Source organism: Microbulbifer sp. ABF4_148 (assembly GCF_056158985.1).
Genome location: NZ_JBSWUI010000001.1, coordinates 3,787,919 through 3,803,907, shown reverse-complemented (window position 1 = coordinate 3,803,907; position 15,989 = coordinate 3,787,919). Strand labels below are relative to the sequence as shown.

General features: G+C 58.5%; 13 protein-coding genes. 7 read left to right on the top strand and 6 right to left on the bottom strand.

Annotated features, from left to right (window positions below):
* Positions 1-88 precede the first annotated feature (88 nt).
* Entirely contained in the window at positions 89-1,564 is a 1,476-nt protein-coding gene (locus ACXAD0_RS16760; protein WP_475089803.1) for a peptide MFS transporter, read from the bottom strand.
* A gap of 168 nt (positions 1,565-1,732) precedes the next feature.
* On the opposite strand from ACXAD0_RS16760, the gene hrpA reads away from it, so the two are divergent.
* From hrpA to ACXAD0_RS16725, 7 genes are all read left to right on the top strand, one after another.
* The gene (hrpA, locus tag ACXAD0_RS16755) at positions 1,733-5,695 is read left to right on the top strand and encodes an ATP-dependent RNA helicase HrpA (RefSeq protein WP_475089802.1); all 3,963 of its coding nucleotides are present in this window, start codon (positions 1,733-1,735) and stop codon (positions 5,693-5,695) included.
* Between the two features lie 343 nt (positions 5,696-6,038).
* The gene (locus tag ACXAD0_RS16750; RefSeq protein ID WP_475089800.1) at positions 6,039-6,350 is read left to right on the top strand and encodes an HvfA family oxazolone/thioamide-modified RiPP metallophore; all 312 of its coding nucleotides are present in this window, start codon (positions 6,039-6,041) and stop codon (positions 6,348-6,350) included.
* 100 nt (positions 6,351-6,450) lie between these two features.
* Positions 6,451-7,317: an HvfB family MNIO-type RiPP peptide maturase gene (locus ACXAD0_RS16745; RefSeq protein WP_475089799.1), complete on the top strand. Its 867-nt coding sequence runs from the start codon at positions 6,451-6,453 to the stop codon at positions 7,315-7,317.
* Positions 7,298-8,098, top strand: a complete 801-nt coding sequence (locus tag ACXAD0_RS16740) for an HvfC family RiPP maturation protein (RefSeq protein WP_475089798.1) — start codon at positions 7,298-7,300, stop codon at positions 8,096-8,098. The genes ACXAD0_RS16745 and ACXAD0_RS16740 overlap by 20 nt, the downstream gene beginning before the upstream one ends.
* A gap of 136 nt (positions 8,099-8,234) precedes the next feature.
* The gene (locus ACXAD0_RS16735; protein WP_475089796.1) at positions 8,235-9,248 is read left to right on the top strand and encodes an MlaA family lipoprotein; all 1,014 of its coding nucleotides are present in this window, start codon (positions 8,235-8,237) and stop codon (positions 9,246-9,248) included.
* A gap of 33 nt (positions 9,249-9,281) precedes the next feature.
* Positions 9,282-10,481 carry a PP2C family protein-serine/threonine phosphatase gene (locus ACXAD0_RS16730; protein WP_475089795.1) on the top strand — a complete coding sequence of 400 codons (1,200 nt, stop codon included), beginning with the start codon at positions 9,282-9,284 and terminating at the stop codon, positions 10,479-10,481.
* 188 nt (positions 10,482-10,669) lie between these two features.
* On the top strand, positions 10,670-11,188 hold the full coding sequence (locus ACXAD0_RS16725) for an STAS domain-containing protein (protein WP_475089794.1): 519 nt from the start codon (positions 10,670-10,672) through the stop codon (positions 11,186-11,188).
* Positions 11,189-11,363: 175 nt separating this feature from the next.
* On the opposite strand, the gene ACXAD0_RS16720 is transcribed toward ACXAD0_RS16725, so the two are convergent.
* The 5 genes from ACXAD0_RS16720 to ACXAD0_RS16700 all read right to left on the bottom strand — a co-directional run bounded on the left by ACXAD0_RS16720 (position 11,364) and on the right by ACXAD0_RS16700 (position 15,853).
* Positions 11,364-11,822: a tellurite resistance TerB family protein gene (locus tag ACXAD0_RS16720; protein WP_475089793.1), complete on the bottom strand. Its 459-nt coding sequence runs from the start codon at positions 11,820-11,822 to the stop codon at positions 11,364-11,366.
* A gap of 24 nt (positions 11,823-11,846) precedes the next feature.
* Complete coding sequence (gene tal, locus ACXAD0_RS16715) at positions 11,847-12,785, bottom strand: transaldolase (protein WP_475089792.1); 939 nt, start codon at positions 12,783-12,785, stop codon at positions 11,847-11,849.
* 85 nt (positions 12,786-12,870) lie between these two features.
* Positions 12,871-13,869 carry a tRNA dihydrouridine(20/20a) synthase DusA gene (gene dusA, locus ACXAD0_RS16710; protein WP_475089791.1) on the bottom strand — a complete coding sequence of 333 codons (999 nt, stop codon included), beginning with the start codon at positions 13,867-13,869 and terminating at the stop codon, positions 12,871-12,873.
* Between the two features lie 99 nt (positions 13,870-13,968).
* The gene (locus ACXAD0_RS16705; RefSeq protein WP_475089790.1) at positions 13,969-15,177 is read right to left on the bottom strand and encodes a glycerol-3-phosphate dehydrogenase/oxidase; all 1,209 of its coding nucleotides are present in this window, start codon (positions 15,175-15,177) and stop codon (positions 13,969-13,971) included.
* On the bottom strand, positions 15,161-15,853 hold the full coding sequence (locus tag ACXAD0_RS16700; protein WP_475089789.1) for a PI-PLC domain-containing protein: 693 nt from the start codon (positions 15,851-15,853) through the stop codon (positions 15,161-15,163). Before ACXAD0_RS16700 ends, ACXAD0_RS16705 begins: the two co-directional genes overlap by 17 nt.
* Between the last annotated feature and the right edge of the window lie 136 nt (positions 15,854-15,989).

The following is a 15,989-nucleotide window of genomic DNA, read 5'->3' as shown; positions in this document are numbered from 1 at the left end:
CTTCCCGCAATCGCTTGCAGGGAAGCGCGCTCATATCTGTTGGCTGACCCACCATCCCTGGCGTGGTAGCGCGTGATCGGCGCGGCAGCTACTGTTTGAAGTGCTTCTGCGGGGCGCCTTCATGATCGGCAGTAATGCCAATTTCCTCCTGGGTAGTCGGCTTGAACTGGGTGTGTTCCTCCTCCGCACCGTGCATCCAGTCCACCAGTTTGTTTCGCAGGAAGAACAGGATGATGCCGGCCACAATTGCGGCAATGGCGACACCGCCGAAGGTGGCCAGAGGTCCGCTTTCGCCCACCAGCTTACCGATTTCAGCGGCACCCTTGTTGGCAATGCCGATAAAGGCAAACCAGAGGCCCATCATCAGCGACAGGTAACGCAGCGGCGAGAGCTTGGTCACCATGGAGAGCCCGATAGGGGACAGGCACAGCTCCCCGATGGTGTGGAAGATGTAGGCAAACACGAGCCACCAGAGGCTCGCCTTGATGGTTTCCGAGTCACCAATCTGCAGGGCTGCGCCACACATGGAAACAAAGCCTAACCCGAGAAAAATCAGTCCCATACTGAATTTGGCCGGGGAGTTGGGTTCGCGGTCACCGAGCCCTATCCAGATGCTCGCCATAATCGGGGCGAGAATAATGATGAAGATCGGGTTCACCATTTGCAGCCAGCTCGCCGGGATTTCGAAGCCACCCACGTTCAGGTCGGTGTTGTATTTGGCAAACAGGTTCATGGATCCGGCTGCCTGCTCGAAGCCGGCCCAGAAGATGACGGTGAATACACCCAGAATCAGGATGACTTTAATCCGGTCACGCTCCTCCGGTGTCAGGGGGGCGTGCTTATCGGCGGATTCCTGTTTTAGTCCTAGCTTGGCCGATGGCTGTTTGCCGACCTCGCCGAGGTAGCGGTCGGCCTGCGTCATTTGCAGGATGAGGCCCAGCAGCATACCCAGTCCAGCCACGAAGAAGGCCAGCTGGTAGTCGATTTTCTCTCCGATCCAGCCGATCACCAGATAGCCCAGGATCGAGCCCAGGTTGATCCCCATGTAGAAGATGGTGAAGGCGGTATCCCGTCGCGCGTCTCCCTCTTCATAGAGATCGCCGACCATGGTGGAAATATTCGGTTTGAAGAAACCGTTACCCACAATCAGCAAGGCCAGCCCCAGCCACAGCATATAGATCTCGCTGCCATTGGGTAGCCAGCTGTGGGGGAAGCCCAGGGCAAACTGCCCGAGCATCATCAGCACACCGCCGAACATGATGCAGCGCCGCTGCCCCCACATATTGTCAGCCATCCAGCCGCCGATAATGGGGGTGAGATAGACCAGCATGGCGTACCAGCCCAAATAGCTCAGGGCGATGGACTGTCTTTCGGTATCGGACAGGGCCTCCCAGCCAAACACCGCGGCGGCTGCGGCCGAGGTCAGATAGAAGACAAAGATACCGCGCATACCGTAGTAGCTGAGACGCTCCCACATCTCTGTGCCGAACAGCAGGAACAGCCCCTTGGGGTGACCGAGCATTTCTCCGGCTGCGGCAGGGGGTTTGGGCTTGATCTCTTGCATGGGATACCTCTGGCTGCAATGAGAAAGGAACAGCGTCGCCGCGTTGGCCACTGCGATGGCACGACGTTGCCCTGAGTATAGTTCAGCGCCAAAACAGCGGGTCGGCCGACGCTGGCTTGCCCGAGGACCGCGGGTATAATCGCCGCTTTGCAGTCAGTCCCCCGGATTATGAGTCACACCGATTCCAAGGCCCTGTTTCAGACCCTCAGTGCCCAGCTCAAATCGCAACTACCCCACTGTATGGGGCGTGATCGCGCGCGTCTGCGCCGGTCCCTCGATAGTGCGCGTCGGCGCCTGTCTGAGGGCAAGCCCGCGGACCGGCTATTGGGGCAGCTGGCCGAAGATCTGCAGGCATCCTGTGCCCTGGCAGAGGCGCGTAGGGACAAGTTGCCGGCGGTGAGCTGGCCCGAAGCGCTGCCGGTCGTGGCGCGCCGTGATGAAATAGCCGCCCTGATCGCCGAGTATCAGGTTGTAGTGGTGGCGGGCGAGACAGGGTCGGGTAAAACCACCCAGCTGCCCAAAATCTGCCTGGAACTGGGACGCGGTGTTTTTGGCCAGATAGGGCATACCCAGCCGCGCCGTATCGCCGCACGCACGGTGGCCAACCGGATAGCCGAAGAGTTGCAGCAGCCGCTGGGAGAGTCCGTCGGCTATCAGGTACGTTTCACGGATCACAGCACAGAGCATACCCATGTAAAGTTGATGACAGACGGTATCCTGCTGGCTGAGATTCAAAGGGATCCGTTGCTGTTCAAGTACGACACCCTGATTATCGACGAGGCCCACGAGCGCAGCCTCAATATCGATTTCCTGCTCGGCTACCTGAAGACCATCATGCCCAAACGGCCAGACCTGAAACTGGTGATCACCTCGGCGACGATTGATCTGGAAAAGTTCTCCCGGCATTTTTCCGACGCGCCCGTCGTCGAGGTCTCCGGGCGGACCTATCCCGTCGACATCCACTACCGCCCACCGGTAGATAGCGATGCAGACCTGAATACCCAGGTGATTGAGGCCGTCGAGGAGTTGTTGCAGCAAGAGCAGTCGAGCGAGCGCCGTGGTGGCGACGTACTGATCTTCATGAGTGGTGAGCGCGAAATTCGCGAGTGCGCGCTGGCCTTGCGCAAGGCTTTCACCGAGCGCGGCGGAGCCGCGGCCCATCTCGATATTTTGCCACTGTATGCACGTCTCAGCCTCGCCGAGCAGAACAAAGTGTTTCAGGCGCATCGCGGCCGGCGCATTGTACTGGCGACCAATGTGGCGGAGACTTCCATCACAGTGCCGGGAATTCGCTATGTGATTGATCCGGGTACTGCGCGCATCAGTCGATATAGCTACCGAAGCAAGGTGCAACGACTGCCGGTAGAGCCCATCTCCCAGGCCAGTGCCAATCAGCGTGCGGGACGCTGCGGTCGCGTCAGCGCAGGTGTTTGCATACGTCTTTATGACGAGCAGGACTTTTTACAGCGTCCCGAATTCACCGACGCGGAAATTCTGCGGACTAATCTGGCGGCGGTGATTCTGCAGATGTTGCAGTTGCGCATCGGAGACATCCGTCAGTTCCCGTTTGTCGATGCGCCGGATGATCGGCTGATCAACGACGGTTACAAGTTACTTGAGGAGTTGCAGGCGGTCGACAGCAAGGGCAAGGTGACGCCCATGGGGCGGTCCCTGTCCCGTCTGCCTGTCGATCCGCGTCTCGGTCGGATGCTGATGTCGGCCGCCAATAGCGGCAGCTTGCGCGAGGTGTTGGTGATTGCCAGTGCGCTGGCGGTACAGGATCCGCGTGAGAGACCAGCCGAGAAGCGCCAGGCGGCTGACGAAAAGCATCGGCAGTGGCAACACGAGCAATCAGACTTTCTCTCTTTCGTGCAACTATGGGACGGGTTCGAGGAACAGCGCCAGGCGCTCAGCCAAAACCAGCTGCGCAAATGGTGTCAGAAAAACTTTCTATCCTGGCTGCGCATGCGTGAGTGGAGGGATATCCACCACCAACTGCGCCTCGCTATTCGCGACCTGAAGCTGCGGGAAAACCGCGACCCGGCAGATTATCCGGCGGTCCATCAGGCACTGTTGCCCGGTTTGCTGGGTAATATCGGCGTGCGGGAAGAAAACAAGGAATTTGTCGGATGTCGTAACCGGCGCTTTCATATCTTTCCCGGTTCCGGTCAATTCAAGAAGCCACCCCGCTGGGCGGTGGCGGCGCAGCTGCTCGAAACTTCGCGATTATTTGCCCATACCGTGGCCAAGATCGAGCCGGACTGGGTGTTGGGCTGTGCCGAGCATCTCGTGCGCAGAAACTATTTCGAACCCCACTATGATGCGCGCGCGGGCCAGGTAATGGCCTACGAGAAGATCTCTCTGTATGGGTTGGTACTGGTCGAGAAACGCCGTATTCACTTCGGCAAACTCGATCCCGAAACAGCGCGGGAGGTGTTTATTCGCCAGGCGCTGGTCGAGCAGCGTTATGGAAAGAATCGCCGCGCAAAAGGGAAGTTTTTCGACCACTATCTCCAGCTGCTATCGGAACTGGAAGACCTCGAAGCCAAGTCGCGTCGCCGCGATATCCTGGTGGATGATGAAGTGGTGTTTCGCTTCTTTGACGAGCGTGTACCGGCGGAAGTGGTCAACCTCGCGGGGTTTGAGCACTGGCGCAAGACGGCGGAAGCCAGTGATGCCAAACTCCTGTACGTCCCCCGTGAGCTATTAATGCAGCAGAGTGCCGAGCATATTGGTGAGGCACAGTTCCCGGACAGCCTGAATACTGGCGGGATTGAATATCCCCTCCAGTATCACTTCGAGCCTGGCAGTGACGCCGACGGTGTGAGTGTGCAGGTCCCGGTCGGCGTCCTTCACCAGGTGCCGACGGCGCGGCTCAGCTGGCTGGTGCCGGGGTTACTGCGGGAGAAATGTGTCTCCCTCGTGAAGGGGTTGCCCAAGCAATGGCGCAAGTATTTTGTGCCGGTGCCGGCGGCGGTAGATCGGGCCTTGCCCCGTCTGCGTCCAGGCGACACGCCCCTGTGGGAGTCTCTGGCCCATGAGTTAAAACGTCAAACCGCTCAGGAGGTTCCGGAAGCGGCGTGGATGGACGCAGAAGCTGCGCTGGAAGACTTCTATCGCATGAATATCCAGGTGCTCGATGAACAGGGGCAGTTGCTTGACCAGGGGCGTGACCTGTCCGAACTCCAGGTGCGTTACCGGGATCGGGTTCAACAGCAACTGGCGTCTGCGGGGGATACGTTTGAACGGGATGGCATCGTCGAGTGGGATTTTGACGAACTGCCCGAGACCTACATCCTCGATCGCGGCGGGCTGAAGGTGCGGGCTTACCCGGCGCTTTTGGACAATCGTGACAGTGTTGAGCTGAGGCTTCTCGATAACCCGTCGGAGGCAGCGCGACTGTCACGAACGGGGATTTGCCGTTTGGCGCTGCTGCACCTGCCAGAACCGGTTAAATATCTGCGCAAGGAACTGTTGCGCGGCAAAGAGCTGGGGCTGAGCGCCGTAGACATGGGGCGGCGCGAAGACGTTGCGGACGATATTCTGATGGCCGCCGTGCGCGAGCTTTTCTGGGGCGATGAGGTCTGGCCGCGTACGCAGGCGGATTTCCATGCCGCGCTGGAGCAGCGAACGGAATTCATTGGCGTCGCACAGGAAATGGCAGACCTGCTGATCAAGTCGCTGGCGCTATTGGTGCCTCTGCGTAAAAAGATCAAACAGCAAAAAAACCTGGCTGTCGCGATGGCGGTTGGTGATATTCAGCAGCAGCTGACGAGCCTGTTTTACCGCGGCTGCCTGTTCGATACCCCCCGTGAGTGGCTGCGCCAGTTTCCCCGCTACCTCAAGGGCATAGAGGTACGCCTTGAAAAGGCTGCGTTGGATCCGAACCGGGACCGTCGACTGCAGCATGAATTTCAGCAGTCGTCCGAGCGCTATGCGGATCTGCGTGCCAACTACGACGCGCGCACTCTGGCCGGAGACCAGGATCTCGTCCGGTATCGCTGGATGCTGGAAGAGTACCGGGTGTCTCTGTTTGCGCAGACCCTCAAGACCCTGATGCCCGTATCAGGCAAGCGCCTGCAGAAGTCCTGGGCAGAAGTTGTGCAATCCAGCCCTCTGGTTTCCGCGTAAACGCCTATAGCGGGATGCGAGGAAGGCGGTCGTGTCGAGGAAACCCAAAGGGCTCTGAGAGGGCTGAAGGTCAAAGGATATACAGAGGCACTAAGAGGGATGCGTGGCCCGGCCATGGCAGAATCAGAAAGATTTTGTGCTCTCTCTGTAAGAACTGCGAGGCCACGCCGACTAAACCGCAGAGATCAGAAAAACACGTTGAATGCCATTGAACGCTTGAACGTGACCGTTGGTCTCACCCGGTAACCGCAACTCGGGGATGTCACTATAATCCCCGTGAGGCGGCTAAGAGACGCCGTCGGCGTTGTAATAGGACTAATAGGGTATTATCAGGAGAATTGTTATGACTAAGAAGAATTTACCCCTTGCAGCGGCGGTAGGTGCAGCATTTCTGGCTTCCGCCTCATTGAACGTGTCCGCCGGTGTTGGCAACGCCAACCCGTTTGCTGCCGAGCAGCTTTCTTCCGGTTACAACCTTGCCATGCTGCAGCAGGAAGGTAAGTGCGGTGAAGGTAAGTGTGGTGACAAAAAGAAAGAAGGTAAGTGCGGCGAAGGTAAATGCGGCGACAAGAAAAAAGAAGGTAAGTGCGGCGAAGGTAAGTGCGGCGACAAGAAAAAAGAAGGTAAATGTGGTGAAGGTAAGTGTGGTGCCTGATCACCACGCTTGAGGAAGGGGGTCGGTTCAGCCGGCCCTTTTTCTTATGTGGGATGGATCACTGTCGCGTCGACAAGCTGATCCGGTGTAGTGAGGACGAATGATGAAAAGTGCGGTTTCCACTCAGCAGTATCCTGTACAGGGTGTCGGGCTCGGGTTGCGACGTTCGATGATGGGCGAGGACCTGTCCGATCGCGCGGTGGACTTTCTCGAGGTGGCACCGGAGAACTGGATTAATGTGGGTGGCCGTTTAGGGCACTGGTTCCGTAGCTATACCGAACGTTTCCCGTTTGTTACCCATGGCCTTTCGCTGTCGATTGGCTCTCCTGCACCGCTGGACCTGGATCTGGTCCGGGCTATACGGGACTTTATCAGAACCCATGGTATCCGTTGTTACAGTGAACACCTCAGTTATTGTTCTGATGAGGGGCACTTGTACGATCTGTTGCCGATTCCGTTCACGGAGGAGGCGGTAAAGTATGTGGCGGCGCGGATCCGCACTGTGCAGGATGTTCTGGGCTGTCGCATGGCGATGGAAAACGTGTCCTACTACGCGACACCAACCCGCGAGATGACGGAACTGGAGTTCATCAATGCCGTGCTGGAAGAAGCGGACTGCGACCTGTTGCTCGACGTTAACAATATTTACGTGAATGCTATCAACCACCGCTACGATCCGAAGGAATTCCTGCGGGGGCTACCGGGCGAGAGGATTCGCTATGTTCACATCGCCGGGCATTATGATGAGGCAGAGGATCTGAAGGTCGACACCCACGGCGCATCTGTCATTGACCCGGTGTGGGAGCTGCTCGAGACGGCGTACACGCACTTTGGCCCCATGCCGACATTGCTGGAACGGGACTTCAACATCCCGCCTCTGCCTGAGCTACTTGGTGAAGTGGAGCATATTCGCGGCGTGCAGCGCAGGGCGGAACAGGAGGTGGTCGATGTCCGCGCACACCGATAAATCGTCCGGCACCGGGAAAGCGGATTTTCGAGCGCTGCAAAAAGGTTTTACGCGCCATTTGCGTGACCCTGCGCATGTATCGCCGCCTGAGCACATCGAAGACCGCCGCATGGGTATCTACCGGGATCTTATTTACAACAATATTGAATCCTTTATCGATGGCGCCTTTCCGGTATTGCGCAGCATCACGCCAGACGCACGATGGCATAACATGGTCCGTGGATTTGTGCGCGGGCATCTGTGTCACAGTCCTTACTTTCTGGAAATCAGTGAGGAATTCCTGAAGTATCTGCAGGATGAATACCGGCCAGACCCGGAGGACCCGCCCTTTCTGCTGGAGCTGGCGCACTATGAGTGGGTGGAACTGGCCCTGGATGTGAATCCGGCCGATTTCCCACAAGAGGTGCAAACGCTTGCGCAGCTGGAAGGGGATGTAATGGCGTGTACCCCGGTTGTGTCTCCGCTGGTATGGAGTCTCTGTTATCGTTTTCCGGTGCATCAGATTGGTCCCCAGTTTCAGCCCCGAGAGGCGCCGGAAACTCCGTCCTTTCTGTTTGTCTACCGCAATCGGGCAGACGAGGTCGGGTTTATGGAAGCCAATGCCGCCACTGCACGGCTGCTGCAGCTGGCGCAGGAAGGCAATTGCAGTGGTTACGAGTTGCTGCAGGCGCTTGCAGAAGAGATGCAACATCCGGATCCTGCGGCGTTGACGGAGTTTGGCCAGGACCTGATTACCAAGCTGTTGAGACTGGATATTTTGGCCGGGTTACAGCGCTCATAGTCGGAAGCGCTAGAATTACGAAAGATTCGTTCGAAATATTTCATTGTTAGGGACGCCGCGTGCTCTGGCTCGCGGCACGGGACGGCGCTAGAATCTGCGGCCAATACCCGCTCCGCAAGTCATGAGGAATACGCTTTTGCTGGGACGCACCAAACGAATAGCCCTTTCCCTGTTGCTCATCGCAATGGGAACGGCTGCGATTGCGCAGGAAGACCCTTTCGCAGGCGGTACCTCCGAGGCCCTGGAAGAGTTGGCGCCCGCTTCTGGTGAAGAAGCCGGAGGCGAGTCGACCGGCTCGGAAACGCCGAACGACCCCTTTGCCGAAGGGGAGGGCGCCGATGGCAGTGGTCAGAATGACGGGTCAGATAGCCTCGAAGATGAGTACGGCTTTGATCCGGCTGAAGAATTTGGCGCCACTGAATCGATGGCTGAGCGCGATCCCTGGGAAGGGTTCAATCGCAAAGTCTTTGGCTTCAATGATGCTGCGGATCGCTGGGTGTTGCGCCCGGCAGCGGTCAGCTATCGGCAGATCACCCCGATTTTTATGCAGACGGGTGTCAGCAACTTCTTCAGTAACCTGAATGAAGTCACCAATACCATTAACAGTGTTCTGCAGTGGAAGTGGGGTTCTGCCGGAAATGGCGCTGGTCGTTTCCTGATTAATAGTACAGTCGGCCTGGTCGGGCTGTTCGACGTGGCTCAGTACGTTGGCCTGGAGTCAGATGATGGCGAGGATTTCGGCCAGACGCTCGCCGTTTGGGGTGTGCCCTCAGGTCCTTATGTGGTGATTCCCTTTGTCGGGCCGTCCACCGTGCGCGGTATTCCCGGCGAAGTGGTCGATTTTTACACCAACCCGATGGCCTATATCGATCACGACCCGACGCTCTACTCTCTGATCGCACTGGATTTGGTACAGACGCGCGCGGGCCTGTTGCAAACGGAAGCCCTGTTGCTCGACAGCAAGACGGATCGCTATGTGCTGATTCGTGATGCGTATCTGCAGCGTCGGGATTTCCTGATCCGTGATGGACAGTCTTCCACGGACGAAGACAGCGCGGATGGCGCTGACAGTTCCTCTGGAGAAACCTCCGATGGCGAAGACGCTTCCGGAAGCGCAACACCGGAAGACAGTGATCCCTTCGCATTTTGACGATTTGGTCGAGCTAGGGCACTCTTGTTGTCTATGGCTCGACGTCTAAACCTTTTATTGATCGAACCCGATCGTCCTTCGCGTGACTTCGTCCGAAAGTGCCTGGTGCGCCTGGGCTACGACGTTGTTGTGGCCGAAACCGGACTGGAGGGTATTTCCTGTTTTGTTCCCGGTGAGTTCGAGTTAGTAATTACTGACTTGCATCTGCCCGATATGGGTGGCCTGGAAGTACTGCGCAAAATAAAAAATCTGTGCGATCACACGGCGGTGGTGGTACTGGCCTCCAACAGTGAGGTGACCGACGTGGTGCAGGCGCTACGCCTGGGGGCCAACGATTACCTGCTCAAGCCGCTTGAGGATGTCGCCGTCGTCGAGCACGCTGTAAAGCGGATTACCGAGGCGAACGCGCTGGCGCGAGAAAACCGCGAGTATCGCGAGCAGCTGGAAGAGCGCAATCAGGAATTGCGCGAACATATCGAGCTGTTGCAGCGCGACCATCAGGCCGGGCGATTGCTCCAGCAGCACTTGCTACCTCGTACCCCTTACCAATATCCCGCGGATATCACCGCTGCCTACCGCCTGTTGCCCTCCCTGTACCTGAGCGGCGACTTTGTTGACTACGGTCTTTTTGCTGAACGATTTGTGGCGTTCTACCTGGTCGATGTGTCCGGACATGGTGTGTCCTCGGCGCTGGTGACGGCACTGATCAAGCACAGTATTAATCACTTGTTGAGAGAGCGCCCTCTGTTCAGCCATCTGGAAGGGTTGGATGATGACCTGCTGGATATCCTGCGCTTGGTGAACAGTGAATTGCTGGGTTCGGGTCTGGATAAGCACGCGAGTATGTTTGTTGGGGTGGTTGATACCCGGGCGCGCCAGCTGCACTACGCGGTCGCGGGGCAGGTGCCAATGCCCGCACTGGTGACGGCGGAGGGTGTCGACTGGCTGCCCGGCAAGGGGCGCCCGCTGGGGCTTTTCCAGGCGGGAAACTGGCAGGTATTGCATGCTTCGCTGCCGACGGACTGGCGGCTGGTTGCCTGCTCTGATGGTGTCCTTGAACTACTGGAAGGCGACTTATTGGAACGTGAGGCACGTTTATTGCAGCTCATTGAGCAAAGTAGTGGCGAGCTGGAGTCCCTGTGCCAGGGATTGCAAATGGACACCACCCAGGCGCCTCCCGACGATGTGACCATCCTCACGGTCGGACAGGGGAGGAGCGAGCTTTCGGGTTGACCGGGCAGTCTGGCAATGTGTTCGAATCTTCTTGTCAGCCTCTGGAGGCAGGAGTAAGCTCCGCTCGATTAATGCACGAAAGTGGCAGGTTTATGTCAGATTGTTGACGATAAGCTTGCTGTGTTTGGGTAAACAATCGCCACCTGTCGCACTGTGACGCAGCGCTGTTGAGGTGGTCTGAGGTCGATATGCAGTCCGGGCAAATTATGGTGGCCGCCCATCATGGGGTCTACGTCATCAAGCTGGTGGGGGATGTTCGCCTCAACCTGTGTACTTCTTTCGATAGTTTCATTGACCAGATGTTTGAAAATGGCGATTTCAACGATGTGGTCTTTGACCTGCATTCCGCCGAAGGGCTGGATAGCACTACGCTCGGCCTGATGGCCAAAGTGGCGCTGCGGGCGCTGGAACAGGGCTGCCAAAAACCTCTGGCGCTGAGTGGGGATGCGGGTATCCGCCACCTGCTCGACGCGATGGGCTTTGATTCGCTGATGGAAATCAGTGACCAGCAGCGCAATTATTCCGAAGAGCCCACGCCGCTCAACTGTAGTACCCCCGACGAATGTGCCGCGCGTGAGAAAGTGCTCGAAGCCCATCGCGTACTGATGAGCCTGAATGAGCACAACGCAGAGACCTTCCGCGATCTCGTCCACACCCTCGAGCGCGAGTGCGAAGCCACTCCGGATCATCCCAAACGCATGCACTGAACGTTCATCCTCCCCCACCAAAAACGTTCTTCCGCCTTAACAGCCTGATCACTTCGACAATTTGGCGTTCCCCGTTGGGAAGGGAGAGTGGTGTGCGCAGGGTGGATGTCAGTCAGGAGGGTAGGGGCAACTGTGGGTTGCCCCTTCGACGTTTCGACTCGAAGATTAGTGTGTGCTAACCGCGGTGCAGGTCGCGGGCCTCGGCACGCGCTCTGGTGAAGAGGCCGTGCGGCAAATAGATCAGGTCTGAAACCCGGCGGATCAGATGTTCCTCAAAGGCGTCGACCACACCATCGGAAAAGGCGACCTGCCACATCTGGCGCACCAGCTGATATTTCTGCGCTTCATTGAACTGCGCGTTGACGGCCTGGGTGAATTCGTACAGCGAAGTCGTATGCTCGCGGTTGTCGAGAGCCTCAGCGACCATCTCCCGGCTGGATTCTGCATCCAGGGCATAATGCTCGCAGAGTAATCGCTCGAGCGTGGCTCGCTCCCGTTCATCCAGATTTTGGTCGACAGTGGCGACCTCGGCCATCAGCGCCGCGCTGATCATGCGGACGTCGCGCTCGTCGCGGACCTCGATATCATCACCGGCGCCGATCTGGTCAAACAATTTTCGGAGTTGAGCGAGCATCCTTGTCTCCGTGGTGGCCCAGCGTTATTGAGTGAGCAGGGTCTCGAGGCGTTCCTGGTCGAGAATAAAGTTACGAATTCCTTCCGCCAGCTTTTCTGTGGCCATCGCGTCCTGGTTGAGCTGGAACCGGAATGTGGCCTCTGACAGGGGCTCCGCAGGCCTTGGCTTGGTTTCCGTCGGTAGCTGGAGTCCAGCTGCCAGCGTGCCTTTATCGGCTTCCAGTTCTTCGAGCAGCGCGGGGCTGATGGTGAGGCGGTCGCAGCCCGCCAGCGCTTCGATTTCACCGGTATTTCGGAAGCTGGCTCCCATCACCACCGTGGGGTATTCCCGTTCCTTGTAGTAATGGTAGATGCTGCGCACCGAAGCCACCCCCGGATCCTCTTCGGCAGAGTAGTGATCACGACCGGTGCTGGCTTTGTACCAGTCCAGAATGCGCCCAACGAAAGGAGAGATCAGTGTCGCGCCGGCCTCAGCGCAGGCGACGGCCTGGCAGAAGCTGAACAGCAAGGTGAGGTTACAGGCGATTCCTTCGCGCTCCAGAATCTCCGCCGCCTTGATGCCTTCCCAGGTGGAGGCGATCTTGATCAGAACGCGCTCGCGCGCAATGCCGGCCTCCTCGTACAGCGCAATCAGGTTTCGCGCGTACGCCAGAGTCGCCTCGGTATCGAATGACAGGCGTGCATCGACTTCTGTGGAAACCACGCCCGGGATCAACTGCAGAATTTCCCCGCCGATGGTGACGGCGAGCTTCATGGCGGCAAGCTTTTCCAGCTGTCCCTGCTGGCGTGATGCCCAGGCAAGGGAGGATTCAAGATGCTCGCGATACTCCGGAAGCTGGGCCGCCTTGTAGAGCAGGGAGGGGTTGGTCGTCGCGTCGTGCGGGCGATAGCGGCGGATGGCCTCAATTTCCCCGGTGTCTGCCACGACCTGGCTGCGTTCCCTGAGTTGTTCCAGCTTGCTCATAACGTCCCTTATTGTTACCTGATGATTCCGTTGATCCGCAGGCGATCATCAACCTGCTGTTTCCGCGTTGGTCCGTGCGTTGGACTCAAGCTGCATCCTGCATCATTGCAAGCGCTTGCTCAACGACTTCTACGCCGGAACCGCGCTTGTGGGCGCTTTCGCTCAGGTGACGCCGGAACCGACGGGCGCCGGGAACCCCCTGAAATAATCCGAGCATATGCCGGGTGATATGGTTGAGGCGCTGACCGGCGTCTAGTTCCCGTGCGATATACGGCAGCATACGCTCCACGACCGTTGTTGCGCTGATGGGCACTGTTGCCTGGGCATCGTCGAATAACTGGCTATCGACTTGTGCCAGGATCATCGGCGTCTGGTAGGCCGCACGGCCGAGCATGACCCCGTCTACGTGCTCCAGATGCTGCTGGCATTCCTCCAGCGTATTGATCCCACCATTCAAGACAACTTCCAGCTGCGGATAGTCTTTCTTCAGCTGATAAACCATTTCCACCTTGAGTGGCGGAATCTCTCGGTTCTCTTTGGGGCTCAGCCCCTGCAGCCAGGCTTTGCGCGCGTGGACGATAAACGTTTCGATACCCACTGCAGCCTGTGCTTCCACAAAACGCGTAAGACCGCTGTACTCCTCCATATCATCGATACCGATGCGATGCTTCACCGTCACCGGTATGTCTACGGCCGCGCGCATCGCTGACAGGCAGTCGGCGACCAGTTCCGGCTCTGCCATCAGGCAGGCGCCAAACCGGCCTGACTGGACCCGGTCGCTGGGACAGCCGCAGTTCAGGTTGATCTCATCGTATCCCCATTCCTCGGCGATTTTTGCGCACTGTGCCAGCTGGGCGGGATCACTCCCTCCCAATTGCAGGGCTACCGGGCCTTCGGATGGGTCGAACTGGAGGTGTCGTTGCTGGTCTCCATGCAAGATGGCGCCAGTGGTGACCATCTCGGAGTAGAGCACTGCGTGTTGGCTCAACAGGCGCCACATGTAGCGGCAGTGGCGGTCACTCCAGTCCAAAAGCGGCGCGGTACAGAATCGATGGGAGATGGGCTGGGCGGACGTGTTGGGCATAAAAGCGGGAAAACCTGCAGGCAGTAATCGATTAATGCGCGCCATTATAGGGGAAAGCCCAGCGACTGAAACCGAGCGCCAATGGCTGGTTGGTTCCCCTTAGAGGTTTTGCTCCTGTTCCCGCGCGCTTTTGCGGTTGGCAGGCGTTTTATCCCGCAGGCGCGAGGGGTTGCCGCCTTCCAGTATCGGCTTCAGGCGCTGCAGGACTTTGCGCGCGGTAGCGCGATAACTGGTGAGTTTACCGCCGGCGACCGCGACAACGCGCGGGCAGAGATCGTCGTCAGTGCAGATCATGGTCTCGCGGGGGCGCGAGAAGGCGCTGCCCTGAGCGCGGGGCAGCACCCGCAGGCCCGCCCAGCTGTCACTGATATCCTGCGGGCGCAGTGATCGGGTCTGTGGGAAATGCTGATGGAGCGTTCGCAGGAGGTAGCGTTCTTCCTCGATGGTGGGCATGACATCTTGTGGCTCCCCCTGGTACTTCCTTTCCGTGGTGCCGACCAGGGTGTGGCCCTTCCAGGGCATCACGAATACGGCCCGTCCGTCGTCGGCTTCAACATAGAAGATTTTGTCCCCGAGGCTGATGGGCAATTCGATGTGGGTGCCGGCAACCAGATCGAGAGGGGGCAGTACGGCCGGAGGGGTGCACAGCGCATTGGTGCCCTCCACCCAGGGGCCGCTGCAATTCACCAGGGCATTGACGTGCAGGGTGTGCAGTTGGCCATCGGCCACATAATCGACCAGTAGTTGCTCGCCGACGCGCTGGGCTCCGACCAGGCTCGCCGGGCAAAGTAATTGCGCGCCATGTTGCATGGCCGCGCCGATCACATCACGGGTGAGCGCGGTGTCATCTGTTTGCGCATCATAATAGCGAAAGACCGCTCGCAGGCCGTTGGTCTCCAGCCCGGAGAGGCTGTCCCAGTGACGTTCGGGAATACTGCGAAACCGATTGAATCGGCTGCTGGCGCCCGCCAGCATGGCGTAGAGCGTCAGGCCCAGCCGGACCTTCCAGGCCGGACGGGTGCCATGGCTATAGATGGGCAGGTAAAACGGCACCATTCGCACCAGCTGAGGCTTGTGCGTGAGCAGCCAGCGCCGCTCCTGCAGACACTCGCGCACCAACTGGAACTGACCGCTTTCTAGATAACGGAGGCCGCCGTGAATCAGCTTCGACGATCGACTGGAGGTGGCTGCGCCGACACTACTTTGCTCGAGCACAGCAACGCGGAATCCGGCTTCGGCAAAGGCTTCGGCGACGCCGGCGCCCTGTATGCCGGCACCGATGACCAGCAGATCAAAATCCGTAGACATCGCTGGCTTCCCGGCAGCGCATCAGCAGGGGGAGATTGTCGGTGAGGAGATGATGGGCGCCTCTCCGCCGCCACTGGACCGCCTCATCAGTAGAGGAGACCGTGTAGACGACCCACTGCCAGGGTCCGGGAGGCAGCTCCTCACAATCGACGTTGGCCGCATCGATAAATAAATAATCGGGGGCCAGGGTCAATACATTGACGGACAGGCATTCCGCGATACTGCCAACCTTCAGCGCGACTCGGTGGCAACCCAGGCTGCGCGCCATACGCAGACAGCGCATGTCACTGGACAGCAGGGCAAACGCGTCGCAGTCGCGGCACGTCATGCCGGCATAAGCCTCCACGACATCCTGCAAGCCGTGACGGTTCAAACAGTCGTCGCCAACTTCGATAAACCACTCCAGATGTCGGTGCCGGCTCGCCCAGTCGACCACGTCCTCCATCGAATTGATGGGTAACTTGCGCAGCTCGAGGTCGCGCAGGCCGCTGATATCCCGCGGGCAAGTTTGCTCCGGGGAAGTGTTACCAAGGCTCTGCAGGCACCACGGCGTGCCATTGGCGCTGAAGTGGACTTCTGTATGGATCGCACACGCACCCAGGCCATGGGCAGCTTCAAAGGCGGCAATGGTATTGGCGGGCTGCTGGGTGGTATCGCCTCTCTGGGCTATCAGCATGGTCAAAAACCTGATGAATATTTGGCTTCAAATGGGCGGGTGGCTCGCCCCTGGACGCAGCGGGCATGGCGTCCGATTGGCACTTCAGTCGACCCATTGGCGGGGTGTCTCATCGTGCGGTTCTAAGAGGAAAAAT

Excerpts from the sequence above, each read along its gene's own strand:
- ACXAD0_RS16750 (WP_475089800.1), top strand. The coding sequence starts at position 6,039 with ATGACTAAGAAGAATTTACCCCTTGCAGCGGCGGTAGGTGCAGCATTT.
- ACXAD0_RS16740 (WP_475089798.1), top strand. The coding sequence starts at position 7,298 with ATGTCCGCGCACACCGATAAATCGTCCGGCACCGGGAAAGCGGATTTT.
- ACXAD0_RS16720 (WP_475089793.1), bottom strand. The coding sequence starts at position 11,822 with ATGCTCGCTCAACTCCGAAAATTGTTTGACCAGATCGGCGCCGGTGAT.
- ACXAD0_RS16725 (WP_475089794.1), top strand. The coding sequence starts at position 10,670 with ATGCAGTCCGGGCAAATTATGGTGGCCGCCCATCATGGGGTCTACGTC.
- ACXAD0_RS16730 (WP_475089795.1), top strand. The coding sequence starts at position 9,282 with ATGGCTCGACGTCTAAACCTTTTATTGATCGAACCCGATCGTCCTTCG.
- ACXAD0_RS16705 (WP_475089790.1), bottom strand. The coding sequence starts at position 15,177 with ATGTCTACGGATTTTGATCTGCTGGTCATCGGTGCCGGCATACAGGGC.
- dusA (WP_475089791.1), bottom strand. The coding sequence starts at position 13,869 with ATGCCCAACACGTCCGCCCAGCCCATCTCCCATCGATTCTGTACCGCG.
- ACXAD0_RS16745 (WP_475089799.1), top strand. The coding sequence starts at position 6,451 with ATGATGAAAAGTGCGGTTTCCACTCAGCAGTATCCTGTACAGGGTGTC.
- tal (WP_475089792.1), bottom strand. The coding sequence starts at position 12,785 with ATGAGCAAGCTGGAACAACTCAGGGAACGCAGCCAGGTCGTGGCAGAC.
- ACXAD0_RS16760 (WP_475089803.1), bottom strand. The coding sequence starts at position 1,564 with ATGCAAGAGATCAAGCCCAAACCCCCTGCCGCAGCCGGAGAAATGCTC.
- hrpA (WP_475089802.1), top strand. The coding sequence starts at position 1,733 with ATGAGTCACACCGATTCCAAGGCCCTGTTTCAGACCCTCAGTGCCCAG.
- ACXAD0_RS16700 (WP_475089789.1), bottom strand. The coding sequence starts at position 15,853 with ATGCTGATAGCCCAGAGAGGCGATACCACCCAGCAGCCCGCCAATACC.